Below are 25188 nucleotides of genomic sequence, written 5' to 3'. Positions count from 1 at the left end.
AGTCGAAGCATCTCTCCTGCAACGGTAAAATGAATTACTGCTGCGGGAGAAATGCTCCGAATTCTCTCGGCATGACAGTTACTTTAGCATTACAATATTTCGTTGCTGGTGCGGTAGGCGGTGCCTTTGAACAAAGCCAGCAGCGTGCCGTGCTGGTTGGTAAGGCGAATGGCGTACACGCCCACTTTGTGCTTGAGACCTTCCTCACGAGCTTCCACGGTGATGACGTCGCCGAGCTTGCCGGCTTCGAGGTAGTCGATGGTGGCCGAGAGGCCCACGCTCTGGCGGCCGTGGCTGTTGCAGGCAAAAGCAAAGGCCGAGTCGGCGGCCGAAAACGTGACGCCGCCGTGCAGAGCCTGAAAGCCATTCAGCATATCGGGGCGCACCGTGAAGTGCAGGCGGCAGTAGCCGGGTGCTACCGCATCCACTTCCAGGCCCAGCAGCTGGGTAAAGGTGTCGTGGCGGAGCATACGTTCCTTCACGGTTTCGGCCACACTGTTATTGGTGGCTGGCGACTGACTCATGCTGAAAAAAGGTCTGATTCTGGCGCACCATACGGCGCAGCAGGGCGCTGGCGCGGTACCGGTCTTCGTGGTACTCGTCGTAGAGGTCGTCGAGGGTTTGGAGCACGTTTTCGAGGCCCAGCTCATCGGCCCAGGCCAGCAAGCCTTTGGGGTAATTCACCCCCTTGGTCATGGCCAACTCCAGGTCGTTTTTCGAAGCCACGTTCATGGCTAGTGCGTCGGCGGCTTCGTTGATGAGCATGGCCAGAATGCGGCTGAGCACGGCGCGGCCCAGGGCTTCGTCGCGGATGGGTTCGGGCGGCACGGCTCCCTCGGCGTAGCTATAGAAGCCCCGGCCCGACTTGCGGCCGTAGTAGCCGGCCTCGAACAAACGTTTTTGAGTGAAGGACGGCTTGAAGCGCGGGTCGTAGAAAAAGGCGGTGAAAACCGACTCCGTCACGCGGTAATTCACGTCGTGGCCGATAAAGTCCATCAGCGTAAACGGGCCCATCCGGAAGCCGCCCAGCTCGGTCATGGCCCTGTCGATGGTGGCCATGTCGGCCAGGCCTTCTTCCAGAATGCGGATGGCCTCGCCGTAGAACGGGCGGGCCACACGGTTCACGATAAAGCCCGGCGTGTCCTTGGTCAGTACCGGCAGCTTGCCCCAGCTCTGCACTAAGTCCCGCACTTCTTCGGCCAATCCTTCACGCGTCTGCACGGCCGGAATAACTTCCACCAGCTGCATAATGGGCGCAGGGTTGAAGAAATGAATACCGATAAACCGCTCGGGCTTCTGGCAGGCAGCGGCAATAGAGGCAATAGACAACGACGACGTGTTGGAAGCCAGAATGCAGGTGTCGGGCACCAGCATTTCCACTTCCCGGAACAGCTGCTGCTTCACGGCCAAGTCTTCCACAATGGCTTCAAGCACCAATTCACAGTCGTTGAAAGCGCCGATGTCCTCCGTCAGCTGCAGGCGGCTGAAGATGGCGGCAGCCTTCTCCGTGGTCAGCTTACCCTTTTCGGTCAGCTTATCCAGGCTGCCCTGAATCGACTTCCCGGCGCGGTCCAGGGCCTGGCGGTTCTGGTCGAGCAGGCGCACGGTGTGGCCGGCGGTGGCTACCACCTGCGCAATTCCCGCGCCCATGGCGCCGCTGCCGATAATTCCGATAACCATAAAGGTGAAGTGGTGAGGTTGTGAAGTGGCGAAATGAAAAAAGGGAAAAGTGTGGAGTCAGTCTTGCTGGTAGAACAATTCACAACTTCACCCTTCACAATTTCACCTTAGGCGTGGCACTTGAAGTAATCGAAGGGCTCGTGGCAGTCGTCGCACTGGTAGTGGGCTTTGCAGGCCGTGGAGCCGAACTGACTAACGAGGTGGGTGTGGTCGGACTTACAGAGCGGGCAACGCACGGCAGTGTCCTTGCCGAAGAGGTTGAGCACGTGGCCGGTAGCGGTGCCATCCACGGGCGGGGCAATACCGTAGGCTTCCAGCTTCTGGCGGCCGGCTTGGCTCATCCAGTCGGTGGTCCAGGCGGGGCTGAGCTGGTTGTGAATCGTGACGCTGGTAATGCCCTCGGCCAACAGCCGCAGCCGGATATCGGTGGCAATGGTGTTCATGGCCGGGCAGCCCGAGTAGGTAGGCGTGATGCTGACCGTGACTTTTTCGCCCTCAACCTGCACTGAGCGCACGATACCCAGATCCAGAATGCTGAGCACGGGCACTTCGGGGTCCGAAACTTCTTCCAGCAGCTGCCAGATGCGTTCTTCCGTGGGCGCCGTTGTTACCATTTCATGCCCGGGTAGGTGCGCTGCATGTACTGTAGCTCGGCCAGAATGTAGCCCAGATGCTCGCTGTGCCGGCCTTCCTTGCCACCGGTCATCATGAACACGCCCTGGGGCACGGGCACGGTAGCTTCCTGGAAAACGTGGTTCAGGTGGGCTTCCATTTTGGGCAGCAGGCCGGCGTAATCGGGAATGATGCCGGCGGCCTGCAGGGCTTTTTCGGTAGCCGTTGGGGTCGTCAGCTCACCCGAATAGCGCCAGAGGCTGGCTAGGGCCTGGTCGAGGCGCTGTCGGCTTTCCTCGGTACCATCGCCCAGCCGGATCAGCCACTCCGAGGTCCATTTGAGGTGGTAGGCCGCTTCCTTCACGGCCTTTTCGGCAATGGCGGCTAGGCGCTCATCGGTGCTGGCGTGCAGCTCCCGCAGAAAGTGGTAGTGGAAGTTGTCGAACAGAAACTGGCGGGCAACGGTAGCGGCGAAGTCGCCGTTGGGCTGCTCCACCAGCAGCGGGTTGCGGTACTCGGTGGCAATGCGCAGAAACGCCAAGTCGTCCTCGGTGCCACCTTTGCCTTCCAGCTCGGCGGCGTACTGGTAGAGGCTGCGGGTTTCACCCAGCAAGTCGAGGGCAATGTTGGCCATGGCCAGGTCCTGCTCCAGCACCGGGCCGTGCCCGCACCACTCCGAGAGGCGGTGGCCCAGAATCAGGCTGGTATCGGCCAGCTGCAGCACGTAGTGAAACAGCTGCTGGCGTAGCTCAGGCACGTAGTTATTCAGGGCCGACGTTTCGGAAGGGGCAACTTGCATAAGGCGCAGAATTACATGTGCTTGATGGAGGCCGGCACGTCGTAGAACGTGGGGTGGCGGTACACTTTGTCGTTAGCCGGGTCGAAGAAGGCCTCGGCGTCGTCGGGGTTGGAGGCGTGCACGTGCTTGCTTTCCACCACCCAGATGCTGATGCCTTCGAGGCGGCGCGTGTACACGTCGCGGGCGTTCTGGATGGCCATAGTGGCGTCGGCGGCGTGCAGGCTGCCCACGTGCTTATGGTCGAGGCCCTGCTTGCTGCGGATAAAAACTTCCCACAGCGGCCATTCGGATTGCGTCATCGGTCTGGTGTGCGCCTCACCCCCTAGCCCCCTCTCCGAAAGAGGAGAGGGGAAACTAGCTCTAGCTGGCTAGAGGCTAGTGTAGGCTAGTGGGAAAGACTGTTTTTTGTGTCTGAAAAACTAAAAGCTAGTTCCCCTCTCCTTTTCGGAGAGGGACTAGGGGTGAGGCGAAACGGTTACGCTGCCTCGGCCCGCTCGGCGCGCTTCTTGGCGTGGGCCAGGGCGGCTTCGCGCACCCAGGCGCCTTCCTCATGGGCTTTCACGCGGGCCCCGAGACGGTCCTTGTTGCACATGCCGTTGCCCTTCACCACGTTCCAGAATTCCTCCCAGTTCACGTCGCCAAAGTCGTAGCCCTGCTTGGTTTCGTTCCACTTCAGGGCAGGGTCGGGCACGGTGAGGCCCAGAAACTCGGCCTGGGGCACCATCATATCCACGAATTTCTGGCGCAGCTCGTCGTTGGTGAAGCGCTTGATGCGCCAGTTCATGCTCTGAGCCGTGTTGGGCGAGTCGGCGTCTTTGGGACCAAACATCATCAGCGTGGGCCACCACCAGCGGTTCAGGGCTTCCTGGGCCATTTCCTTCTGCACCGGCGTGCCTTCGCACAGCGTCTGCATGATTTCGAAGCCCTGGCGCTGGTGGAAGCTTTCTTCCTTGCACACCCGCACCATGGCCCGGGCGTAGGGGCCGTAGCTGGTGCGGCACAGCGGCACCTGGTTCAGAATGGCGGCGCCATCCACGAGCCAGCCCACGGTACCCATATCAGCCCACGAAAGAGTTGGGTAGTTGAAAATGCTGGAATACTTGGCTTTGCCTGAGTGCAGGTCGGCCAGCATTTGGTCCCGCGTAGTACCCAGGGTTTCGGCCGCCGAGTAGAGGTAGAGGCCGTGGCCGGCTTCGTCCTGCACTTTGCTTAGCAGAATGGACTTCCGCTTCAGCGACGGGGCGCGGGTAATCCAGTTGCCTTCGGGCAGCATCCCCACCAGCTCAGAGTGCGCGTGCTGGGAAATCTGCCGGATCAGCGTCTTACGGTACGCGTCGGGCATCCAGTCTTTGGGCTCAATGCTGATGTCCGCGTCAATGCGGGCCTGAAACTGCTCTTCGAGGTTGATTTCTACCGTTTCCATGCGCTTTCAACAATGTTTAACTAACATTCGTTAGTTAAAAGTAAGAAAAATATCGGGTTTCCATATCTACGGCTACTTCCCCTCCTTAGATAAGGAGGGGTTAGGGGAGGTTGAAACCGCAGAACGATAGTTAGAGCTAGAGTCAAAACTCGTTCAACACAACAACGATTCGCCACCCCGCCCTTCGGGCACCTACGCCGCTTGATGCGCGGAATTTGAAGGAAGGAGAGGAATTGTCGTTCTACTGGTCGAAATCCACTTTCACCTTCTCCGAAGTCGGGCGGGCCTGGCAGGACAGCACATAGCCTTTGGCCACTTCCTTGTCGGATAGGGAGTAGTTCACGTCCATTTCCACGGTGCCTTCCACCACCCGGCAGCGGCAGGTGCTGCACATGCCGTTTTTGCAGGAGTAGGGCGCGTCCACGCCGGTTTCGAGCAGGGCGTCCAGCACGGTGTTGCCATAGTACGACATTTCCAGGATGCGCGTCGTGCCATCGAGCTGCACGGTTACCTGGCTATGCTTGTCGTCTTCGCCCACGGGCCGCACCTTGGCGGGGCCGGACTGGGTTTTGCCGCTGCCCGCCGAGGTAAACATTTCGAAGTGAATCTTCTCCGGGGCCACCCCGGCATTGGTCAGGGCCGCTTTTACGCCCAGAATCATTTCTTCAGGGCCGCAGATAAAGCACTCGTCAATTTGGGCGGCGGGCAGGATTTTCTGTAGGAACAGCTCCGTTTTGGCCTGGTCGATGCGGCCGAAGAGCAGGTCGGTGGCACCCTGTTCCCGGCTCAGGACGTGGTACACGCTCAGACGGTTCAAAAACTTGTTCTTGAGCGCCTCGATGCCTTCCTTGAAGATGATGGAGTTGCGGCCCCGGTTGCCGTAAATCAGGGTTACCTGGCTATTCGGCTCGGTCAGCAGCACGGTTTTGATGATGCTGAACACCGGCGTAATGCCGCTGCCGGCCGCAACCATGACGTAGTGCTTGGCGTGCTCGGGGTGCAGCTCGGTGTAGAAATGGCCGGCCGGCGGCATTACGTCCAACTCTTCGCCTACTTTTAGGGAATCGACAGCCAATGACGAAAAGCGGCCTTCAGGTACTTTCTTGATGGCTACCTGCCACTCGTTTTCCAGCGGGCTGCTGCAAATGGAGTAGGAGCGGCGTAGTTCCTCGCCGTTGTGCTCACGCCGGAACGTGAGGTACTGGCCCTGGGTGAAACGAAACGTGTCGCGCAGCTCGGCGGGCACATCCAGCGACACAACTACCGCGTCGGGCGTTTCCTTGGTAATACGCTTGATGCGGACTTTATGAAATCGACTCATGTACTTCTAGTTGTCAGTTGTTGGTTGTCAGTTGTTAGGAGCAGGCGCCAGCACTAACTGACAACTGGCAACGAGCAACTGACAACGGCTTCACTTGGCCAAGCCATTCAGCAGGATGGTCATGATATTTTCTTCCAGCTCCTCGGCCGAAATGCCCCGGCCGGGGCGGTACCAGAGCTCCACCCAGCGTACAGCCGACAGAATCGTGAACAGCGCCACCGACACGTTGACGGGCTGAAACTCGCCGGCCGCAATACCTTGCTCAATGAGCTCGGCAAAGCCTTTTTCGTAGGTTTTGCGGGCGTCTTTGAACTGCTGCAGCTTGTCGTCGCTGAGGTATTTCCAGTCGTTGTTAGCCACCGATACGGCCGCGCCGTCCTCAATCATGAGCCGGATATGGAGCCGGATCAGGGCCTTGAGTTTGTCGACGTACGAGACGGGCAGCTGCTCAATTTCGTTGAGTTGGGAGATATAGGTGTTCGACACGTGAAAGCAGATGCTTTCCAGAATGTCGTCCTTGGAGCTGATGTGGTTGTACATGCTGGCCGCCTCCATGCCCACCTGGGAGCCCAGGTCGCGCATGGAAGTACCGCCGAATCCCTTGGCTTTGAAGAGCTTGGCGGCTTCTTCCAGGATAATCTGTCGTTTGTTGGTTTTGACTTTCTTAGCCATTCAGCATCAGGAAAAAGTAGGCAGACGGCGGGCTTGGCCGGTTTGGGTGGGTAAAGCTAGAAGAAGCCCCGAATTTCTGTGCGCCGGGCTCAGGCAAGATGACGCAGATCCTGCACCCGGCTGAGCTTGCCGCCCTCACTGCGCGGCAGCTGCCCGAAGCCCAGCAGCCGCACGTTCATGCTGAGCCCGATATTGTCCTTAATTTTCTTGGCAAACGCGCCCTGCAACGTGCGCAGGCACTCGTGCTGCTGCACGCTAGTTTCCGTTAGGGTGTCCAGCTCCAAGCGGCGCATCAGCTCCTCGCTGATTTCCACGCTCACTTCCACCTCGTCCATACTGCCGCGGCGCGAGGCCACCACTTGGTAGTAGGGGCTCACGTTGTCGAGCCCCTGGAGAATATCCTCAACCTGGGTGTGGAAGAAATTGACGCCCCGAATGATGAGCATATCGTCGGCCCGGCCCCGAATCGGGCCCATCTTGACATGGGTGCGGCTCCGCGACTCCGAATAATACAGGTTGGTAATGTCGTTGGTCCAGTAGCGCAGAATGGGCATGGCCTGCTTGGTAAGCGTGGTGAAAACCAGCACGCCCAGCTCGCCCTCGGCCACTGGCTCGCCGGTGTCCTTGTCCACGATTTCGGGGTAGAAATGGTCTTCCCAGATGTAGCTGCCCGTGCCCCGCTCGTTCACGTCTTCCTGGGCCACGCCCGGACCCATAATTTCGCTCAGCCCGTAAATATTGGTAGCCCGCACGCCCAGCCCGGTTTCCACCTGCTGCCGGATGGTGTCGGTCCATGGCTCGGCGCCCAGCACGGCGTGCTGCAAATTAATAGCGTCGAGCGGAATACCGCGCCGGTGCAGCTCCTCGGCCAGCACCTGGGCGTAGGAAGGCGTGGCGCAGATGATTTCGGGCTGAAAATCCTGGAGCAGCTGCAGCTGCCGGTCGGTGCCGCCGCCTGACACGGGAATGACGGTCAGGCCCAGCTTTTCGGCCCCGTAATGAATGCCCAGGCCACCCGTAAACAGGCCGTAGCCGTAGGCGTTCTGCATTTTCATGCCCGGCCGGCAGCCCGCCACGGCCAGGGAGCGGGCCACGACTTCGGCGAAAATATCCAGATCCTGGGCGGTGTAGCCCACTACGGTAGCCTTGCCGGTAGTGCCGCTGGAGCAGTGCAGGCGCGCTACTTCTGGTTGGGGCACGGCAAACAGGCCGAAGGGGTAGTTGTCGCGGAAGTCGGCCTTTTTGGTAAAGCCCAGCTTAGTCAGCTCTGCCAGGCCTCGGAAAGTGGACGGATGCACGCCCAGGGCGTCAAACTTGTGCTTGTAGAAGGGCACCCGCTCGTAGACGTACGCTACCTGGTGCTTGAGGCGGGTGTTCTGCAGCTCGCGCAGTTGGGCCAGCGGCATCCGTTCTATGTCGGGTTGGAAAAGCATAGGCAGCAGTTCAGAGGCGGGGATAGAGAAAGCCGGCTATTAAAAGTAGAATGATTAACTATCAAAAACAAACGTTTGTTAGTTTGCAGGCTGAAACCCAGCTTGCTGACTCAAGGGTTTGATGATGCAGCAGAGAAATGGCTGGGGCCAAAATTCAGTTGGAAGTAAGCCGACTACACTTTGCTAGCTGTGGCAGCAAAAGCGGCCGGCGCTTTCCCCGAGTGGAAATGCCGGCCGCTCTGTCCTGGTAAGCCTTGGCTGCCCGAAGCTGTGAAGCCTAGTGAAACGGCCGCTTCTTGACCATGCCGCCCTCAGCGTCGTCGATGCTGTGCTGAATTACAAACGCCTGCGGGTCGATGCGGCGAATTTCGGTGCGCAGCTGCGGCAGCTCCAGCCGCGTCACGACGGTAAACACGATGTCCATATCTAGGTCCTGGTCGCCGCGCTTGCCGTAGCCGCGCTTGCCCTGATAGAGCGTCACGCCCCGGCCCAGGGTGTTGGTAATGGCCTGGCGGATGGCCTCGCTCTGGCCCGAAATAATAGTGACGCCCGTGTACTGCTCAATGCCGTTGAGCAGGAAATCAAGGGTTTTGGAAGCCGCCACGTAGGTCAGGATGGAGTACATGGCCGTTTGAGCACCCAGCACGAAAGCCGCCACCCCGAAGATGAAGATATTCAGCACCAGAATTACGTCACTGACTTTGAGCAACGAGCTGTGCCGGTTGATGAGCAGTGCGGCTACCTCAGTACCATCGAGCACGGCCCCGCCGCGCATGGCAAACCCAATGCCGGCCCCGATAAACACGCCGCCGAATACGGCCGTCAGCAGCAGGTCCTTGGTCATGTCGGGGTAGGGTACCACGGCAATGCACAGGGCCAGGCCGGCAATGGCGGCGGCGCTTTTCAGGGCAAAGCCCAGCCCGATCTGACGGTAGCCCAGCACCACAAAGGGCAGGTTGATGATGAGCAGCAGCCAGGAAAGCGGCACATCCAAAGTGGCCGAAATGAGCATGGAAATGCCCGTCACGCCGCCATCAATGAAGTGGCTGGAGAGTAGGAAGCCCTTTAGGCCCATGCCGGCGCACAGAATGCCGAGCACGATGAGGCCCAGGTTTTTAATTTTTTCGAACAGGTTGCCGGAATCAGCAGCAGGAGGAGTGGGAGTAGCAGACATGGAAGGGGGAAGACGTTGGCGAAGCTGACGCAGAACGATGAGTTGCGGAATAAGCATAAGCAATTGAGGTTATGAGCAGGCGCGTCACTCAGCTTCCGCTGCCTGGCTTAGCTCCGAGGTAATCTTACGGCCGTGGCGGCGGTCTAGCCAGTTCATAATGGGCGTGGCCAGAATACCGTGCAAACTGATGGAAACCAGCATCGTGAAGCCTACAATAGCCCACAGCTGGCGGGCATGAGGAAAATCGGCTTTCTCCAGGGCAAAAGCCAAGTAAAAGATAGAGCCAATGCCCCGGATACCGAAAAAGGAAATAACCCCGCGCTCGGCTAGCGTCACGCGCGGGGAGCGGGCCAGTGTGAGCATGCCGCCGATGGGCCGGATAACGAGTAGCAGCAGTAGGCCCAGTAGCGCCCCGGCCCAGGTGAGCGGGGCCAGCAGCCCACGCATGATGGCCCCGCCAAACAAAATAAGAATGACGACGATGAACAGCCGCTCAAGCTGGTCGGTGAAGGCGTGCATGTGCTTGTGGTACTCGTGGCGCCGCTCGTGGCTGCGCAGCGTAATGGCGGCAATGAATACTGCCAGAAAGCCATAGCCGTGCAGCAGCTCGGTGATGCCGTAGGTGATGAGCGTAACGGCCAGCGCCACGAAGCCATAGGCTCCGGGTTTAATGCTGATGCGCTTAGGCAGGTTGAAAATGAGGTAGGCCAACCCTTTACCCGACAGAATTCCCAGGAGCAAAGCCGCGCCGGTGCGGTAAAAAAGGTCGAGCCAGAGCCAGTGGCCCAGCTTGGCCGACAGCGGCCCGGCCACTGGCAGCAAGGCCAGAGCCAGGTACACGAAAGGAAACGCTAGGCCGTCGTTCAGCCCGGCTTCGCCCGTGAGAGCAAAGCGCACGTTATCTTCGCGGCCTTCGCCAGGGTCGCCCACCTGCACGTCGCCGGCCAGTACGGGGTCGGTGGGGGCCAGGGTGGCGGCCAGCAGCAAGGCGCTGGCCAGGGGCAGCCCCACCAGGGCCCAGCCCACCAGCGTGAGACTAGCAATGGTAAGCACCATGAGCACCAGCACCAGCAGCAGCGGCGTGCGCCAGGCCCGGAACGAAAACGGTCGGTCTATTTTCAGGCCCGTGCCGGTGAGAGCCACAATGACGCACAGCTCCGAGATGTGCGTGGCCAGGGCTTCGTGTTGAAACGGGTCGGTAGGTAAATCTAGGGGGAGGGCGTAGATGGCCATGCCCAGGCCTAGGTAAATGACGGGGTAAGACAGCGGGTACTTTTCCAGCAGCGACGGCAGCCAGGCCACACCCAGGATAGCCACCCCCAGAATTACCAGAGTAGTTGTGTAGAGAGGCATTGAAAGAAATTGAAACGCCGGGCAAAAGGGAGTCGCTCCGCACAAAGCGGAATGGCTGGCCGGCAATGAAAAAGAATTCCGACCATTGAAAAACGGTCGGCAAACAACCTATTGGCCGCAAGCTGAACAAACCGGTAAAATGCCAGCCAACCGGCTTTTTACTGTATACGCAGTTGATACACGGCCCGCGGCCAGCTACCTGCCCCTGAGTTCAGGGCGCGTTTGGCGACACGGAGGCGCGTAGCCAGTCGCGCAGCCAGGGCAGTACGGGCAAGGCAGACGGCACAGTATGGGTCCGCGCTACCTTGGCCCGGCTGCCTCGCAACTCATACCCTGGCTCCGGGGGCAGCAGGGCCACTCCGAGCAGACCAAGGCGAAGGTGCCCACAATCGGAAGCGGCGAAATACTCGTCCTGCCGGGCATCAGTTGCTACCGGCCAGGCCCGTTGGGCAACCAATGGGCTAGTGGGCCGGACTACCGCGGTGCGGGGAGTAGCCGCCGCGCATTGCGGCGCCCCCAGTAGCCAGCACAGCAACCCAGTGAGCAGGAAGGCACGAAGCCGAAGCGCTATGGAAGCCGGATTGGTCAAGAGAAAGGTGGAAGCAGGGAGTGAACGAGAGCAGAACTATAGTAACGCAGTTTTGGCGCAACAGTTGAAGCTACTTGCAAACGCAGCAGGCTGCTGCGCAACAGAGAAGCCCCAAAAAAGCCGGTTACGTCGTTTTGGTCAGGCCAGCGGCTGCTTGCTCCACTGACTTGGCTGTCAGCAAAGATTCTGGTCTGGCATAGGCTCCTACAGCAGAGCTTAGGGTCCGTATCTGAAGGGTTTCGGCGCCAATGGTCCTGAAACAGGCAGCCCCGGCAGCTAAGCAGCCGAAAGCCGGGGCAAAACAGAAAAGTCGGCCGAAGCCGACTTCAAAGGTAAAATAAGGGCCAACGATTACCGGCCGCCAGGCGCGTTGCCGCTGCATAAACAAGTCACGTAGCCGGCAAAGCGGCGGTCAGGCGGGTGCGCGGCTGCTCAGGCCAGCGTGGCCGTAGGCAGCCACACCGTGAACGTATTGCCCGCCGCATCCGACTCGGCCTGCAGCCGAAAGGCATGGAACTGCGCGATGGTGCGTACCAGCGCCAGACCCAGGCCGTAACCCTCGGCCGAATGCACGTTGGAAGCCCGTCGAAACCGCTCGAAGAGGTGGGGCAGGTGCTCGGCCGGAATGGGCTGGCCCGTGTTGAAAACCTGCAACCGGTAGGGCTGGCCGGACTGCTGCTGCCCCGTAAGGCGTATCCGGCCCCCGGTGTGGTTGTATTTCACCGCGTTGCTGAGCAGATTATAGAAGAAGGTGAACAGCAGACTGCCGTTGGCCGACGTTATCTGCGGGTCACCTTCCAAAGCCCATTCCACGGTCAGATTTTCGTCGGCAATCCGGTCTTCCAGTTCGGCCACTACCTCCTGCAGCATAGTGCGCACGTTCACCGTATCGTGGCGGGCGTACTGCTCGTTTTCGATGCGCGAAATCATCAGCAACGTGCGTAGCGTGGCCGTGAGGCGGTGCAGCGTCCGTTGGGAAGTCACGATTTGCTGCTCGGCTTCCTCGGGCAGGTTTTCGGCTTGCAGCATGTTCTCGAAGCGGTTTTGCAAAATGCTGACCGGCGTGAGTAGCTCGTGGGAGGCATTGGCAATAAACTCGCGCTCCTGCTCAAATACCAGCTTGATTTTCTGCAGCATCCGCCGGATGGTGGCATCCAGGTACTGGAAGTCAGAAGTGGTGGTGCGCAGCGGCGGCAGGGGAGGAGGCATGGGCCCCTGCACAGCCCGCAGCCGCGCTACAATCTCATCCACGGGCCGCAACAGGTAATTGATTACGCCCAGCTCGATGAGTAGCGTAGTCAGCACGGCGAAGATCAGGGCGTAGGCGGCCAGGGAGCGGAGCAGGGAATACACGTCCTCGACGGAAGCAATGCTCTTCCCGATTTCAACCACGTACGCTTGGCCCCGCAGCTGAAACGTGTGGCGCAGCACCCGAAAATCGACCAGCACGCCGTGCTGCTGCCGGGGCAGCGTGGCTACGGTATCGGGCTGGGCCTCGGTGGCGCGGCGCAGGTCAATGAATTCGTCCTGCAGCAAATCGTAGTGCACTTTCTGGTCGGGGTAAGACTCGTTCAGAAAGCTCTCAATGCCTACTTGCCCGATGCGGTGCATCACACGCTTCTGCTCGCTGCGCAGGCGCTCATCGGTGTGACGCAGGGCCAGCGTTTCCACAATCCAGGGCAGGGCTAGCAGCAGCACCGCCGCCATTAGGGCCTTGGAAAGGGTGGTGAGCAATACGAGCTTCTGCTGCAGCTTCACGCTTCCTGGGTGGGCTTGAAGCGGTAGCCGATGCCGCGCACGGTATCGACCCAGTCGCGGGTGTCGTAGGCAGCCAGCTTCTTACGGATGTTCTTGACGTGTACGTCGATGAAATTCGAGTCGTGGTCGTCCCGGTCACTGATCATATTGCCCCAGATATGCTCGCTGAGCTGCATGCGCGTGAGCACCCGGCCCCGGTGAAGCAGCAGGTAGTGCAGCAAATCGAATTCGCGGCGGGTGAGCACCACTTCCGCGCCGCCGTGCCGCAACGACCGTTCGCTGAGGTTGATAACAAAGCCGCCGAACGACAACGTATCCTGCGTCACGCCGTGCTTGCGCCGGGTAATGGCCTGCATCCGCGACTCCAGCTCCATGAGCGAGTAGGGCTTGGGTAAATAGTCATCGGCCCCCAGCTGCAGGCCGCTGATGCGGTCATCGACCGAGCCGCGGGCACTCAGAATGATGATGGACGCCTGGCTGTTGTGCTGCCGCCGAGCTTCGGCCAGCAGCTGCAGGCCGTCCCGGTCGGGCAGGCCCAGGTCGAGCAGCACGAAGTCATATTCGTTTACATAGAGCTTTTCGGAAGCCTCGGCACCGGTGCGGGCAAAGTCGCAGTGGTAGTGCTGGTGCTGCAGGTAGCGGGCCAGTTCTTGGGCCAGGGCGTTGTCGTCTTCAACTATCAGAACGTTCATAAAAAGCAGAATGAAACGGAACGGGTGGGATAGAAATCATAACCTTCGGCCCGGGTGAAGCGCGCAGGTTGGAAAGCAAGTCAAAATACGGCAGAAGTAAGCAGGCTGCAGGCTGAAGCCGATGAAATTTAAGCCAAGGCGCCGCCCCGGCCGCCGTACGGCCCGGTCGGGGCCAGCCAGCAGGAATGGCTGCATGGATTCAACGCCTCAAAATTCCGGGCCCGGCAGTGAAGGGAGTATGAAGAGGAAAGCAGGGCCGGCTTCTAGTTCCGGTGCGGCTTAAAGCGGCAGTTTGTGTTGTAGAAGCTTCGGTTTGTATAGCCCCGGCCGGGTAGCGGGCCGCCACCTTTGGGGCATCAGCCATTGTGCCTACTGCCACCGCCCGCAACCTTACCAACCCAACCATGTCCCTCACCAACTTTCGCACCTTGGGCCGCTCCGGCCTCATCGTCAGCCCGCTCACCTTGGGCACCATGACCTTTGGCACCCAGCGCTGGGGCTCCCCTGATGACGTTTCTCAAACCATCTTCAACGACTACGTGGACGCCGGCGGCAACTCCATCGACACGGCCGACGTGTATGCTGGCGGCCGGAGCGAGGAGCTGCTGGGCGGCTACGTGGCCAGCCGCCGCCTGCGCGACCAACTGGTGCTGGCCACTAAGTTTGGCTTCAATGCCCAGCCCGGCAACCCCAACGCCGGCGGCAACGGCCGCAAAAACATTCACCGGGCCCTCGAAGGCTCCCTGCGCCGCCTCCGCACCGACTACGTGGACCTCTACTGGCTGCACGTGTGGGACATGGTGACGCCCGCCGAGGAAGTGCTCCAAACGCTGGGCGACTTAGTGCGGGCGGGCAAAATCTGCTACTTCGGCTTCTCCGATATGCCCGCCTGGTACGCTGCCAAAGCCGCCACGCTGGCCGCGGCCCACGGCGTGCTCGGCCCCGTAGCTATGCAGGTCGAATACTCGTTGGTAGAGCGCGGCATCGAGTGGGAGTACGCGCCGGCCGCCCGGGAGTGTGGAATGGGAATTATGCCCTGGAGCCCGTTGGCGGCGGGCTTTCTGGCCGGCAAATACCAGCGCGACGGTGTGGGGGCTACTGGTGCGGGGCGGCTCACGGGCCCCAATCCGTTCGGCAACACGAAGTTTACGGACCACAACTGGCGGGTGCTGGACGTGCTGCGCACCGTGGCCGGGCAGGCTGAAAAGCCGTTGGCGCAGGTGGCTCTGGCCTGGGCGTCGGCCCAGCCCGGCATCACGTCGCCCATTATTGGCGCCAGCCGCCCCGAGCAGCTGCACGACAATCTGGCCTCGCTCGACGTGCGCCTCACCGCCGGGCAGCTCCAAACCCTGACCGAGGCCAGCGCCGTGGCCCCGGCCTTTCCCTACGGCATTTTCACGCCCGCCGTCAACCGCTCCATCTTCGGCGGGCATACCGTGCAGGGCTGGTAGTAGCGGGTGAGCCCCGTTTTGTGTTGCAGAAGCGCCGGTTTGTATAATCCCGCCCGGTGCTTGGGTTCTGACCTTTGCAGGGTAAAAAAACACCACCATACTCTTTACCAAACAGGAAATGAGCACAATCAAACAAGTACCGCTGGGCAGCCAGGGCCTCACGGTATCGGTAGAAGGGCTGGGCTGCATGGGCATGACCGGCGGCATCAACGGCATGAGCGTATACGGTGAGGCCGACGAAGCCGAAAGCCTGGCCACCCTGCACCGCGCCCTGGAGCTGGGCGTCACGATGCTCGACACAGCCGACCTCTATGGCCCCATGCTGAACGAGCGGCTGGTGGGCAAAGCCCTGGCCGGCCGGCGCGACCAGTACACGGTTGCCACTAAGTTCGGCTTCGAAGTAGATGACCAGGAAAACTGGACCGGCGGCTACAACGGCCGGCCCGAGTACGTGCGCAAGTCCATTGAACGCTCGTTGCGCAACCTGGGCACCGACTACGTGGACCTCTACTACCTGCACCGCCTCGACCCGGCCACACCCATCGAAGATACCGTTGGAGCCATGAGCCGCCTCGTAGAAGAAGGCAAGGTGCGCTACCTGGGCCTTTCGGAAGTGCCCGCCGATATCCTGCGCCGCGCCCACGCGGTGCATCCCATTTCAGCCCTCGAAACCGAGTATTCACTCTTCGACCGGCGCGTGGAAGACGAAGGTATCCTTGAGGCTGCCCGTGCTATGGGTATCGGCTTTGTGGCCTACTCGCCGCTGGGCCGGGGCTTCCTGTCCGGCGACATCAAAACGCCCGACGACTTCGAGGCCAACGACTCGCGCCGCTTTTTCCCGCGCTACCAGGGTGAGAATTTTTATAAAAACCTGGAGCTGGTAGAAAAGCTTAAAGCTCTGGCCCACACCAAAGGCGTAACGGCTGCCCAGCTGGCCCTAGCCTGGGTGCTGGCCCAAGACGTAGTGGTGATTCCCGGCACCAAGCGCCGCACCTACCTCGAAGCCAACGTAGCCGCTGCCAGCATTGTGCTCAGTGCCGCCGAGCTAGCCGAGCTGGCCGCCATTATGCCCGTCGGCAGCGCGGCCGGCGCAGCGTATCCGGCCGGTTTCTAGGTTTATTTGTTGTATTGGCTAGAAGCTTATTCCAGAACACTGTAAGTAACACGTCATTCCTCGACTTCGCTCGGAATGACGTGTTACTTACAGTGTTCTGGAATAACGCCGTGCTAAAGCCTGCCTTCCGCTTCTCATTTCTGCCATGAAACAGCCCGCCAAAGAATTCACGCTCCTGGCTTCCGTGTCGGAGTTTGCCCGGCACTTCGGATTTCCGCCGCCGACGCACCCGCTGCTCACCGTTGTGGACCTGAGCCAGCACCGCAACCCGCCGCCGACTGCGGGCCCGGCCTACCGGGAGCTGTACATCATTGCCCTGAAGAAAAACCTGAAGGGGCAGATTCAATACGGGCGCGGCGCTTACGACTTCAACGCCGGCGTGCTGGCCTTCTACGCCCCCGGCCAGCTCTGCGAAGCCACCGACTCGGTGGATATTTCAGAAATGAGCGGCTGGCTGCTGGCCTTCCACCCCGATTTGCTGCACAAGTACCCGTTGGGCAAGAAAATAGCCAGCTACGGCTTTTTCTCCTACCAGATCAGCGAGGCACTACACCTTTCCGAGCGGGAGGAGCTGGTGCTCGACGGCCTGTTTGGCAACATTCGCTACGAGTCCGGGCAGGGTATCGACGCCTTCAGTCAGGAGGTGCTCGTGTCGCAGCTGGAAGTGCTGCTCAGCTACGCCAACCGGTACTATCACCGGCAGTTTCTCACCCGTCGCCCCGCCGAGCACGATTTGCTCAGCCGCTTTGAGGAGTTGTTGGCGGCGTATTTTGCCCACAGCAACGAGCAGCCGCTGCCCACCGTGCAGCACTTCGCCGATGCCCTGCATGTGTCGCCGGCTTACTTGAGCGACATGCTGCGCACCCTCACGGGCCAGAACACGCAGCAGCATATTCACTATGGCCTGATTGAAAAAGCCAAGCAGCTGCTACTGTCTACTTCGCTGAGCATTAATGAAACGGCGTTTCAGCTCGGCTTCGAATATCCGCAGTATTTCACCCGCCTTTTCAAAAGCAAAACCGGCCTGACGCCCGCTGCCTTCCGCCTTTCGGCGCAGTAAAGGCGAGATATTGTATTCAACATAAAAAGCCCTTTACTACTGGCGTGGTAAGGGGCTTTGTATGTTGGCAAAACCAGCTGTGGGGCGCGTGCAGCCGGGGCAGCGCTACGGCACCGGTAGAAAACCGAAGCAGCGCTGCATCTTTGCGGCGTATCGTTGAGATGCAATTTCTGCCCCGCCGCAGAATTGCCCAACGCCAGAAGGCGAATATGCGTCTCTACCTTTCCACCACTTCCCCAACCCGCATGAGCACGGTAACCATCAACAGCCTTCAGGAACTAGAGCAATATGAAGGCCAGGAGCTGGGCGTCTCCGACTACCACACCATCACCCAAGAGCAGATCAACCAATTTGCCGCCGCCACCCTCGACTTTCAGTGGATTCATACCGAGCCCGAAAAAGCCCGGGCCGAGTCGCCCTTTGGTGCTACCATTGCCCACGGCTACCTCACCGTGTCGCTGCTGCCCTACCTCTGGACCCAGATTGTGCAGATTGAAAACCTGAAGATGCAGGTGAACTACGAAATCGAGAGCCTGCGCTTCAACCAGGCCGTGGCCGTCGATAGCGACGTACGGCTGCGGGCCAAGCTGCTGTCGGTGAAAGACCTGCGCGGTATTGCTAAGGCCCGCATCGAAGTGACAATGGAAGTGCGCGACGCGAAAAAGCCCGCTTACAGCGGCGTTATTACCTTTCTCTACCACTTTCAGTAACTCTTGCTTTCCGCACCGGGCGAGTAGCGCGAAGTTTGCAGCCCGCGTGGCAGAGTAGCCGTGGCCACTGGGCGCTGCCAGCCCTGCGCACTATAACCAGTGGGCCGACGGAGCGAAAGTTTGCGCTATAGTCAAGCCGGGTTTGAAAGGGCTAAGGCAACGGCCCCTGGCCGTTGCCTTAGTACGGGCTGGGTTCGGGAATGTGCCGGTTGTGGAACTACAACTCCGGTTGAGCTTTCGCGTACAGTCAGAGCTTCCCACCCCGACACCGCAGTCCTGCGCGGAAGTATCCTATTGCATGCTCAAATGGTTATTCTGCGGCGTCTGGGCCTTGTTGCTCGCGCCGCTTTCCGCTTCCGGCTACTCGGTGCTCACCCACCAGGCCAACATCGACTCGACCTGGAAGCGCTGCCTGGCGCCGCTGCTACAACGCCGCTACCCCGGCGCCACCGAAGAGCAGCTGCTCGAAGCCAAGTCCTACGCCTACGGCGGCTCCATCATTCAGGATATGGGCTTCTACCCCTTCGGTTCCACGCTTTTCACCAACCTGACCCACTACGTGCGCAGCGGCGACTTCGTGCGCAACCTGCTCGATGAGGCGAAGGACCGCAACGAGTACGCCTTTGCCCTGGGCGCGCTGGGCCACTACGCCGCCGACCTTAACGGCCACCCCGAAGGTACCAACAAGGCTATGCCGCTGGTGTACCCCGAGCTGGCCAAGCAGTACGGGGCCAACATTACCTACGTGGAAGCTCCCAAGCAGCACACCCAGCTGGAGTTTGCCTTCGACGTGGTGCAGGTGGCCGCCGGCCGCTACCGCACCAGCGACTATCAGCGCTACGTGGGCTTTCAGGTAAGCAAGCGGGTGCTGGAAACCGCGTTCAAGAAAACTTACGGCCTGGAGCTGGGACAGGTTATTTTCAACGTGGACCTGAGCATCGGCTCTTTCCGCTTTGCCGTGCGCCAGCTTATTCCGGTGGCTAGCCGCGCCGCCTGGCAGTCCCAGAAAAAGGAAATTCGGGAGCTAAGCCCCCGGGCCCGCCGCCGCGAATACGTGTACACGGAGAGTGAGCGGAAATTCCGCAAGCAATACGGCACCGCCTACGAGCACCCCGGCACCGGGGCGCGCATCCTGTCATATTTCGTGCGGGTGCTGCCCAAGATCGGGCCGCTGGCGCCGTTTGCTTTCCGGCCTCCCACTCCCGAGGCCCAGGAGCTGTTTAAGGCCAGCTTCCAGCAGGTAATCAAGAACTATTGCGTGCTGGTGGAGCAGGAGCCCAAGGATACCCTGGTAGCTGGCCGGCCTATTCCTAATGCCGACTTCGACACGGGCCATCAAACCAAAGCCGGCGAATATGCCCTGGCCGACGAAACCTATGGCGAGTGGGTGCGGCAGCTGGCCAAAGGCAAGTTTGAAGGCATCAGCGGGCCCCAGAAGCAAAACATCCTGGCCTTTTTTGGCACTGCGCCCAAAGAGCCCAAGGATGAAGAAGAAAAAGAAGCCGACAAGCGCAAGGAAACCCAGGAAGCCCTGCAGCAGCTGCGTACCACGGAGGTGAAGTAGACTAATTTTGAAAGCACAAAAAAGGCGCTCCGGTTCTTGTCCGCAGCGCCTTTTTTGTCAAGTAGACGGATAGACCTTGGGGTGTTACTTGGTTATTTGCCAGTGAGCCAGCGCACCGCTTCGCCCTCGTCCATGAATACTTTGACGTGGTAGGGCTGATGCGCGGCTAGTACGGTGGTGGTAGCGTCGCGGAATCCATTCTGGGTGCTGATGAATTGCCACAGCTCGGGCGAAACCAGCGAGGCCAGCCGCAACGGGGCCGTGGCTTCGCGCACCACAGCCGGCAGCCATTCGTGGGCCACCCACTGTGCTATTTCCGCCGTTGGATTAAGCCGGCGACGGTCCATGAGCCAGCAAAAGGAATTGTATGTGTGGGCCTTCGCCTGCAGGGCCCGATGGGCCGCCTGGAGGTCTTCCAAGGGCGCGTCACGCAGCCAGCGGGCGGTCAGAATATGCAAATCGGGGCGGTAGAGCAGGTCGAGTAGGGGCGAATCGGGGTAAGCGGGCATATAGGGCAGGAGTGACGGGGCAATGTGCCAAACAGTAACCTGAACAGTAGCAACAGGTTTTAACTATACAGCCATTCCATTGCCTGGCCTTCCTGCCCGAAAAGCCGGAGTTGGTAAGGCCGCTCAGCTGCCAGGCCAAATTGCAGATACTCTTTCTGCTGGGCGTCGGCATCGTACACGGCCAGGCGGGCCGGGGAGCAGAGCACGCCAATGCGCAGCCGCTCCGGGACCAGCGCGGCAGTGGCGGCGGGGTAAAATGTAGTGGTCGTCCACTGGCCCAGGGTGGGGTGGAGTTGGTCGCGGCGGCGCACATCGAGCAGCCAGCGGCCCGCGCTATGCTCCTGGGCGGCCGTTAGTAGGGCCTCATAGTCGGCCTGTAGCTGCGGCACCGGCGCATCGCCAAGCCAGCGGCCTACGAGCAGGTGCAGGTCGGGCCGGTACACAATGTCGCACAGGCCGGAAAGCGGGGAAGATTCGGAGGGCATACGGAGCGGAAAACAGGGGCCCGTAAGATACGCAGGCTCCTGCTGCCGCTCGGCCACCCGGTTATTGGCCCTGCTGCTGTACCAGGCCGCTGCTCAGGCGGCGCAGCACTATTTCGGCCTGCTTGGCCTGGAAGCGGATATCGAGCAGGCGTACTTCGGCGTCGAGCTGGGTGCGCTGGGCCTCGCGCAGCACGATGGGCGTGAGCAGTCCCAGGCGGTAGCGCTCCAGGGCAATAGCCACGTTTTCGCGGGCCAGCAGAATATTGGCTTCTTCGAGCTCCAGCAGCTGCAGGCGGTTCTGGTACTGCGCGTAGGCCTGCTCTGCCTCAGCTTCGAGTTGCAATTGGGTCTGGCTCAGCAGCAGCTGGCTCTGCTCTTCCCCGATGCGGGCGTTCTGCTCGAGCCGGCGGCGGTTGAAGCCGTCGAAGATGGGTACCGAAGCCACTATACCGTAGTTGAGGCCGTTGGTGGTGTTGGTGCTGGACGTCAGCTGGGTGCCGGCGAAGGCCGCATTGTTGATGTTGCGGTTTAGGGCGTAGCCGCTGGTGAGGCCAATCTGGGGAAAGCGCGAGGCCCGCACCAGCTTCCGGTCGTAGGTAGCTACTTCGGTGTTGAGCTTGGCTTGCTGCAGGCGCGGGTTGTTTTGCGCAATAGCCTGCACCACGGCATCCCGGTTCAGGTCGCGGGCTACCACGATGGAGTCGGCAGGTTGAAAGTCGAGGCGGGGGCTGCGGCCCAGGATGTTGTTCAGATTAATTTTGGCTGTGCTCAAGGCTTCCTGCTGCTGAATCAGGGCCGACTGGTCGGCGTTGTAGTCGACGCGGGCCGTCAGCACTTCCACTTTGGCACTCACGCCCACATCCACCCGGGCCTGAGTCAGGTCGATGCGGGCCTGTCCGATTTTCAAGGCTTCCTCAATCGACTTGATTTTGCCCGACTCGCGCACCACGGCAAAGTAGGCGCTGGTAATATCGGCTACGGTTTCCTCCAGCGTGGCACGGGTCAGCTGGCGCTGACTTTGCTCCAGGGTGCGGAGCCGGTCGTAGGCAATGAACATTCCGAAGCCGTCGAAAATAGTCCAGGTAGCGGCTACGTTGGCATTAAGCTGGTTGCTGGTACCGCCATTAACAACCCGGGCCGGCGTAGGATTACCGACGGAGTCGCGCGTGCCAAACTGCTGATTGATGTTGTTGCGGTTGAAGTTGCGGGTGACGTTGCCGTTCACCGTGGGCAGCTGGCCCGCGTTGCCGCGCGTGACGTTATTTTCGGCAATCTGTTCATCGGTGCGCGACAGGCGAATGTTGTAGTTGTTTTCCAGCCCAATCTGGATGGCCTCGGCCAGCGTAAGCGGCGCGGCCGGGGCCACGGTAGCGGGCTTAGCCGTCTGGGGTTTGGCCTCCGGCTTGCCGGCGGGCTGCCGCGGCATCAGCACTGGCTGTTGGGCCAGAGCCGGCACCGACAGCAACAACAGCAGTAACAGGATGTGTGGGTAATGGAAAAGACGGGCGGAAAACTGCATTCGGATAAGTTAAAGTAGGCCGTCACATTGAGCTTGCCGAAGTATCTCTGCTGCTTCGTGGCAACGGTGTTGATTACCATTGCGGAAGAGATGCTTCGGCAAGCTCAGTAGAACGGCCTTTCTGATTCTGACTACGCCGTTACGGCCTTTTTCTGGTTGGCTTCTTCCTGCTTTTTGCCGTGCTTTTTGGCCGTGGCGAAGTACGAGTACATCACGGGCACTACGTAAAGCGTGAGGCCGGTGGCGAAGAACAGCCCGCCCACTACTCCAATACCCATGGCGCGGCGGCTGAGGGCTCCCGCACCAGTAGCAATGGCAATGGGCAGAATGCCGAGAATGGCACACAGCGAGGTCATCAGAATGGGGCGGAAGCGGGCCGTGGCGCCCTCAATGAGGCCGGTCATGTAGTCCTTGCCGTTTTCGACCTGCTGGTTGGCAAACTCCACGATGAGGATACCGTTTTTGGTTACCAGTCCCACCAGCATGATAATGCCGATCTGGGAGAACAGGTTGAGCGTCTGATTGAAATACCATAGGCTGAGCAATGCGCCCGACAAAGCCAGCGGCACCGTTACCATGATGATGACCGGGTCGCGGAAGCTCTCAAACTGCGCGGCCAGCACCAGGTAAATCAGCACCAGAGCCAGGCCGAAGGCAAACACCAAGGACGAGGAGCTTTCCTGGAAGTCACGGGAGGCGCCCGACAGCTCGGTGGAGAAGGTTTCGTCCAGGTTTTTGTCGGCAATGCTTTGCATGGCGGCAATACCGTCGCCGAGGGTTTTGCCGGGCGCCAGCGAGGCCGAGAAAGTGGCCGAGTTGTAGCGGTTGAAACGGTAGAGCTGGGGCGGCGTGCTGCTTTCGGTCAGGTTAATGACGTTGTCGAGCTGCACGAGCGTGCCGTCGGTGCTTTTCACCGACAGCAGCCGCACGTCGAGCGGCTGGTTACGATCTTCGCGCGCCACCTGCCCGATAATCTGGTACTGCTTGCCTTCCCGGATAAAGTAGCCGAAGCGCTGCCCGCTCAGGCCCGACTGCAAGGTTTGCGAAATGCTTTGCACCGACACGCCCAGGCTCTGGGCTTTTTCCCGGTCGATGTTGACGCGCAGCTCGGGCTTGTTGAATTTCAGGTTCACATCCACGAACTGGAACGTGGGGTCCTGGCGGGCGGCATCCAGAAACTTGGGTACCGCGGCGCGCAGCTTCTCGAAGTCCTGGGTCTGGATAACGAACTGCACCGGCAGGCCACCTCCGCCGCCACCCCCGCCGCCTATACTCTGGTCCTGGGATACGGACGTGCGGGCGGCCGTGAGGCGTTTTACCCCGGCGGTAAGGCCGCTGGCAATCTGGTCCTGGGTGCGGGGACGCTGGTCGGCATCGAGGAGCAGCACGCGGGCCGTGCCCGAGTTGGAGCCGCCGCCGAAACCCGGCGAGGTTACGGCAAACACGCTGCTCAGACTTTTCTCGCCCACCGAGTCCATGGCCATCTTGGTAATCTGGGCCATGTAGGCATCCATGTACTCGAAAGACGCGCCTTCCGGGCCGGTAGCGTTAATATTGACGCGGCTGCGGTCTTCCACCGGGGCCAGCTCCGAGGGAATGACTTTCATGAAAAACCAGATGCCCACACCGGTACCGGCTACCACTACCCAGGCTAGCCAGCGGTTGCGCAGAAAGGTTTTGAGGCTGTCCTGGTAGCCGCCAATCATGCTCTCGAAAAAGGGCTCGGTCTTGCGGTAAAACCAGTTGTGCTTTTCCTCGCGCTTGAGCAGCAATGAGCACATCATGGGCGTGAGCGTGAGCGACACAAACGCGGAAATCAGCACCGAGCCGGCTACCACAATGCCAAACTCGCGGAACAGGCGGCCCGTGATACCCGTGAGAAACACCACCGGCAGAAACACGGCCGCCAGTACAATCGTGGTACTGATAACAGCCATCAGAATTTCCTCGGAGCCCTTAATGGCGGCCTCTTTCGGGTCTTCGCCTTCCTCGATGCGCGAATAGATGTTTTCCAGTACCACAATGGCATCATCCACCACGAGGCCGATGGCCAGCACGATGGCCAGCAGCGTGAGCACGTTAATGGAGAAGTCGAGCAGGTACATCACGAAGAAAATACCCACCAATGATACCGGAATGGCTACTACCGGAATAAGCGTGGAGCGCCAGTCGCGCAGAAACAGGAAGATGATAATGACCACCAGCACGAAGGCCTCGATGATAGTGTGCTCCACTTCCTCAATGGACTTACGGATAAACACCGAGTTGTCGAAGCCGGGCTTGAGTACCAGGTCTTTGGGCAAGTCTTTGCCGTAGAGCTCGATGCGCTTATTGAACTCGTCGGCAATGTCAATCTGGTTGGAGCCCGGCTGCGGAATAACGGCCAGGCCCACCATCGGCACGCCGTTCACCTTAAAGATGGTCTGGTCATTTTCGGGGTACAGCTCGGCATAGCCGATGTCGGAGAAGCGCACCAGCGACGATTCGTCCTTGCGGATAATCAGGTTGTTGAAATCCTGCACCGAGGTGAGGCGGCCCATGGTGCGCAGGGTAAGCTGGGTGTTCTGGCCCTGCACCGAGCCGCTGGGCAACTCCACGTTTTCGCGGGTCAGGGCGGCCTGCACGTCCACCGGGCTCACGCCCAGGGCCGAGAGCTTCACGGGGTCCATCCAGAGGCGCATCGAGTATTTCCGCTCGCCGTACACCCGCACCTCCGATACGCCCGGAATGGTTTGCAGGCGCTCTTTCAGGGTGTTGTTGGCGTAGTCGGTCAGTTCCAGCAGGGTCCGTTTGCTGGAGCTGAGGTAGGTCATTACAATGGGCTGCGAGTCGGCATTGGCCTTGCTCACGATGGGCGGGTCGATGTCGCGCGGGAGGCGGCCCTGGGCCCCGGAAACCTTGTCGCGCACGTCGTTGGCGGCGGTTTCCAGGTCGGCGTCGAGGTCAAACTCCACCGTAATCTGGGTGCGGCCGTCGCGCGAGTTCGAGGTCAGGTTTTTGATGCCGGCAATACCGTTGAGGGCTTCTTCGAGCGGCTCGGTTACCTGGCCCTGCATCACGTCGGCCGAGGCCCCGGTGTAGCTGGCCGACACGGTGATAATCGGCGGGTCAACGCTCGGATATTCCCGGATACTGAGGTAGCGAAACCCGATGACGCCGAAAATCACGATGACGAGGCTCATCACGATGGCGAGGACCGGGCGGTTTATACTGGTTGATGATAAGCTCATGGTATTTCACGCAATGTTTCGCAGTGCCTCACATTGAACG

The 25188-nt window shown here is 60.2% G+C and carries 22 protein-coding genes; 5 read left to right on the top strand and 17 right to left on the bottom strand.

Annotated elements, in window-relative coordinates:
- Positions 1–89: 89 nt before the first annotated feature.
- The 13 genes from paaI to LGH74_RS10255 all read right to left on the bottom strand — a co-directional run bounded on the left by paaI (position 90) and on the right by LGH74_RS10255 (position 13506).
- Complete coding sequence (paaI, locus tag LGH74_RS10315; protein WP_226175388.1) at positions 90–524, bottom strand: hydroxyphenylacetyl-CoA thioesterase PaaI; 435 nt, start codon at positions 522–524, stop codon at positions 90–92.
- Positions 499–1680: a 3-hydroxyacyl-CoA dehydrogenase NAD-binding domain-containing protein gene (locus tag LGH74_RS10310; RefSeq protein ID WP_226175386.1), complete on the bottom strand. Its 1182-nt coding sequence runs from the start codon at positions 1678–1680 to the stop codon at positions 499–501. The genes paaI and LGH74_RS10310 overlap by 26 nt, the downstream gene beginning before the upstream one ends.
- Before the next feature lie 107 nt (positions 1681–1787).
- A complete protein-coding gene (gene paaD / locus LGH74_RS10305) occupies positions 1788–2294 on the bottom strand; it encodes a 1,2-phenylacetyl-CoA epoxidase subunit PaaD (RefSeq protein ID WP_226175384.1) in 507 nt (168 codons plus the stop codon).
- Positions 2288–3091 (bottom strand): 1,2-phenylacetyl-CoA epoxidase subunit PaaC, encoded by an 804-nt coding sequence (gene paaC / locus LGH74_RS10300; protein ID WP_226175383.1) that lies wholly within the window; start codon positions 3089–3091, stop codon positions 2288–2290. Before paaC ends, paaD begins: the two co-directional genes overlap by 7 nt.
- A gap of 11 nt (positions 3092–3102) precedes the next feature.
- On the bottom strand, positions 3103–3390 hold the full coding sequence (paaB, locus tag LGH74_RS10295) for a 1,2-phenylacetyl-CoA epoxidase subunit PaaB (RefSeq protein WP_226175381.1): 288 nt from the start codon (positions 3388–3390) through the stop codon (positions 3103–3105).
- A gap of 176 nt (positions 3391–3566) precedes the next feature.
- The gene (paaA, locus tag LGH74_RS10290; protein WP_226175380.1) at positions 3567–4514 is read right to left on the bottom strand and encodes a 1,2-phenylacetyl-CoA epoxidase subunit PaaA; all 948 of its coding nucleotides are present in this window, start codon (positions 4512–4514) and stop codon (positions 3567–3569) included.
- A gap of 241 nt (positions 4515–4755) precedes the next feature.
- Positions 4756–5835 (bottom strand): 1,2-phenylacetyl-CoA epoxidase subunit PaaE, encoded by a 1080-nt coding sequence (gene paaE / locus LGH74_RS10285; protein WP_226175378.1) that lies wholly within the window; start codon positions 5833–5835, stop codon positions 4756–4758.
- Positions 5836–5925: 90 nt separating this feature from the next.
- Positions 5926–6507, bottom strand: coding sequence for a TetR/AcrR family transcriptional regulator (locus LGH74_RS10280; protein ID WP_226175376.1), 582 nt, complete (start codon positions 6505–6507; stop codon positions 5926–5928).
- Between the two features lie 89 nt (positions 6508–6596).
- Positions 6597–7940, bottom strand: coding sequence for a phenylacetate--CoA ligase family protein (locus LGH74_RS10275; RefSeq protein WP_226175374.1), 1344 nt, complete (start codon positions 7938–7940; stop codon positions 6597–6599).
- Positions 7941–8217: 277 nt separating this feature from the next.
- Positions 8218–9114 carry a YitT family protein gene (locus LGH74_RS10270; RefSeq protein WP_226175372.1) on the bottom strand — a complete coding sequence of 299 codons (897 nt, stop codon included), beginning with the start codon at positions 9112–9114 and terminating at the stop codon, positions 8218–8220.
- An 84-nt stretch (positions 9115–9198) separates the two neighbouring features.
- Positions 9199–10467 (bottom strand): cation:proton antiporter, encoded by a 1269-nt coding sequence (locus LGH74_RS10265; RefSeq protein ID WP_226175370.1) that lies wholly within the window; start codon positions 10465–10467, stop codon positions 9199–9201.
- Positions 10468–11488: 1021 nt separating this feature from the next.
- The gene (locus LGH74_RS10260) at positions 11489–12814 is read right to left on the bottom strand and encodes a sensor histidine kinase (RefSeq protein WP_226175361.1); all 1326 of its coding nucleotides are present in this window, start codon (positions 12812–12814) and stop codon (positions 11489–11491) included.
- Positions 12811–13506 carry a response regulator transcription factor gene (locus LGH74_RS10255; RefSeq protein ID WP_226175359.1) on the bottom strand — a complete coding sequence of 232 codons (696 nt, stop codon included), beginning with the start codon at positions 13504–13506 and terminating at the stop codon, positions 12811–12813. The genes LGH74_RS10260 and LGH74_RS10255 overlap by 4 nt, the downstream gene beginning before the upstream one ends.
- A gap of 404 nt (positions 13507–13910) precedes the next feature.
- Here LGH74_RS10255 and LGH74_RS10250 point away from each other — a divergent pair, with 404 nt between their 5' ends.
- The 5 genes from LGH74_RS10250 to LGH74_RS10230 all read left to right on the top strand — a co-directional run bounded on the left by LGH74_RS10250 (position 13911) and on the right by LGH74_RS10230 (position 19405).
- A complete protein-coding gene (locus LGH74_RS10250; RefSeq protein ID WP_226175357.1) occupies positions 13911–14957 on the top strand; it encodes an aldo/keto reductase in 1047 nt (348 codons plus the stop codon).
- 118 nt (positions 14958–15075) lie between these two features.
- Positions 15076–16071 carry an aldo/keto reductase gene (locus LGH74_RS10245; protein ID WP_226175355.1) on the top strand — a complete coding sequence of 332 codons (996 nt, stop codon included), beginning with the start codon at positions 15076–15078 and terminating at the stop codon, positions 16069–16071.
- Positions 16072–16216: 145 nt separating this feature from the next.
- Positions 16217–17131: a helix-turn-helix domain-containing protein gene (locus tag LGH74_RS10240; RefSeq protein WP_226175353.1), complete on the top strand. Its 915-nt coding sequence runs from the start codon at positions 16217–16219 to the stop codon at positions 17129–17131.
- A gap of 245 nt (positions 17132–17376) precedes the next feature.
- The gene (locus LGH74_RS10235; protein ID WP_226175816.1) at positions 17377–17841 is read left to right on the top strand and encodes a MaoC family dehydratase; all 465 of its coding nucleotides are present in this window, start codon (positions 17377–17379) and stop codon (positions 17839–17841) included.
- 298 nt (positions 17842–18139) lie between these two features.
- Positions 18140–19405, top strand: coding sequence for a zinc dependent phospholipase C family protein (locus LGH74_RS10230; protein ID WP_226175351.1), 1266 nt, complete (start codon positions 18140–18142; stop codon positions 19403–19405).
- 92 nt (positions 19406–19497) lie between these two features.
- Here the strand turns inward: LGH74_RS10230 and LGH74_RS10225 are convergent, their stop codons facing one another.
- From LGH74_RS10225 to LGH74_RS10210, 4 genes are all read right to left on the bottom strand, one after another.
- A complete protein-coding gene (locus tag LGH74_RS10225) occupies positions 19498–19914 on the bottom strand; it encodes a hypothetical protein (RefSeq protein ID WP_226175349.1) in 417 nt (138 codons plus the stop codon).
- A 59-nt stretch (positions 19915–19973) separates the two neighbouring features.
- Positions 19974–20399, bottom strand: a complete 426-nt coding sequence (locus LGH74_RS10220) for a hypothetical protein (RefSeq protein ID WP_226175347.1) — start codon at positions 20397–20399, stop codon at positions 19974–19976.
- A gap of 61 nt (positions 20400–20460) precedes the next feature.
- On the bottom strand, positions 20461–21918 hold the full coding sequence (locus tag LGH74_RS10215; protein ID WP_226175345.1) for a TolC family protein: 1458 nt from the start codon (positions 21916–21918) through the stop codon (positions 20461–20463).
- Between the two features lie 131 nt (positions 21919–22049).
- Positions 22050–25148, bottom strand: a complete 3099-nt coding sequence (locus LGH74_RS10210) for an efflux RND transporter permease subunit (protein ID WP_226175343.1) — start codon at positions 25146–25148, stop codon at positions 22050–22052.
- Between the last annotated feature and the right edge of the window lie 40 nt (positions 25149–25188).

The organism is Hymenobacter lucidus (genome assembly GCF_020447265.1).
Taxonomy (GTDB): Bacteria; Bacteroidota; Bacteroidia; order Cytophagales; family Hymenobacteraceae; genus Hymenobacter; species Hymenobacter lucidus.
The sequence above is the reverse complement of the archived record's forward strand: the minus strand, read 5'-3'. Positions and strand labels throughout refer to the sequence as shown.

Excerpts from the sequence above, each read along its gene's own strand:
- paaI (WP_226175388.1), bottom strand. The coding sequence starts at position 524 with ATGAGTCAGTCGCCAGCCACCAATAACAGTGTGGCCGAAACCGTGAAG.
- LGH74_RS10310 (WP_226175386.1), bottom strand. The coding sequence starts at position 1,680 with ATGGTTATCGGAATTATCGGCAGCGGCGCCATGGGCGCGGGAATTGCG.
- paaD (WP_226175384.1), bottom strand. The coding sequence starts at position 2,294 with ATGGTAACAACGGCGCCCACGGAAGAACGCATCTGGCAGCTGCTGGAA.
- paaC (WP_226175383.1), bottom strand. The coding sequence starts at position 3,091 with ATGCAAGTTGCCCCTTCCGAAACGTCGGCCCTGAATAACTACGTGCCT.
- paaB (WP_226175381.1), bottom strand. The coding sequence starts at position 3,390 with ATGACGCAATCCGAATGGCCGCTGTGGGAAGTTTTTATCCGCAGCAAG.
- paaA (WP_226175380.1), bottom strand. The coding sequence starts at position 4,514 with ATGGAAACGGTAGAAATCAACCTCGAAGAGCAGTTTCAGGCCCGCATT.
- paaE (WP_226175378.1), bottom strand. The coding sequence starts at position 5,835 with ATGAGTCGATTTCATAAAGTCCGCATCAAGCGTATTACCAAGGAAACG.
- LGH74_RS10280 (WP_226175376.1), bottom strand. The coding sequence starts at position 6,507 with ATGGCTAAGAAAGTCAAAACCAACAAACGACAGATTATCCTGGAAGAA.
- LGH74_RS10275 (WP_226175374.1), bottom strand. The coding sequence starts at position 7,940 with ATGCTTTTCCAACCCGACATAGAACGGATGCCGCTGGCCCAACTGCGC.
- LGH74_RS10270 (WP_226175372.1), bottom strand. The coding sequence starts at position 9,114 with ATGTCTGCTACTCCCACTCCTCCTGCTGCTGATTCCGGCAACCTGTTC.
- LGH74_RS10265 (WP_226175370.1), bottom strand. The coding sequence starts at position 10,467 with ATGCCTCTCTACACAACTACTCTGGTAATTCTGGGGGTGGCTATCCTG.
- LGH74_RS10255 (WP_226175359.1), bottom strand. The coding sequence starts at position 13,506 with ATGAACGTTCTGATAGTTGAAGACGACAACGCCCTGGCCCAAGAACTG.
- LGH74_RS10250 (WP_226175357.1), top strand. The coding sequence starts at position 13,911 with ATGTCCCTCACCAACTTTCGCACCTTGGGCCGCTCCGGCCTCATCGTC.
- LGH74_RS10245 (WP_226175355.1), top strand. The coding sequence starts at position 15,076 with ATGAGCACAATCAAACAAGTACCGCTGGGCAGCCAGGGCCTCACGGTA.
- LGH74_RS10240 (WP_226175353.1), top strand. The coding sequence starts at position 16,217 with ATGAAACAGCCCGCCAAAGAATTCACGCTCCTGGCTTCCGTGTCGGAG.
- LGH74_RS10235 (WP_226175816.1), top strand. The coding sequence starts at position 17,377 with ATGAGCACGGTAACCATCAACAGCCTTCAGGAACTAGAGCAATATGAA.
- LGH74_RS10230 (WP_226175351.1), top strand. The coding sequence starts at position 18,140 with ATGCTCAAATGGTTATTCTGCGGCGTCTGGGCCTTGTTGCTCGCGCCG.
- LGH74_RS10225 (WP_226175349.1), bottom strand. The coding sequence starts at position 19,914 with ATGCCCGCTTACCCCGATTCGCCCCTACTCGACCTGCTCTACCGCCCC.
- LGH74_RS10220 (WP_226175347.1), bottom strand. The coding sequence starts at position 20,399 with ATGCCCTCCGAATCTTCCCCGCTTTCCGGCCTGTGCGACATTGTGTAC.
- LGH74_RS10215 (WP_226175345.1), bottom strand. The coding sequence starts at position 21,918 with ATGCAGTTTTCCGCCCGTCTTTTCCATTACCCACACATCCTGTTACTG.
- LGH74_RS10210 (WP_226175343.1), bottom strand. The coding sequence starts at position 25,148 with ATGAGCTTATCATCAACCAGTATAAACCGCCCGGTCCTCGCCATCGTG.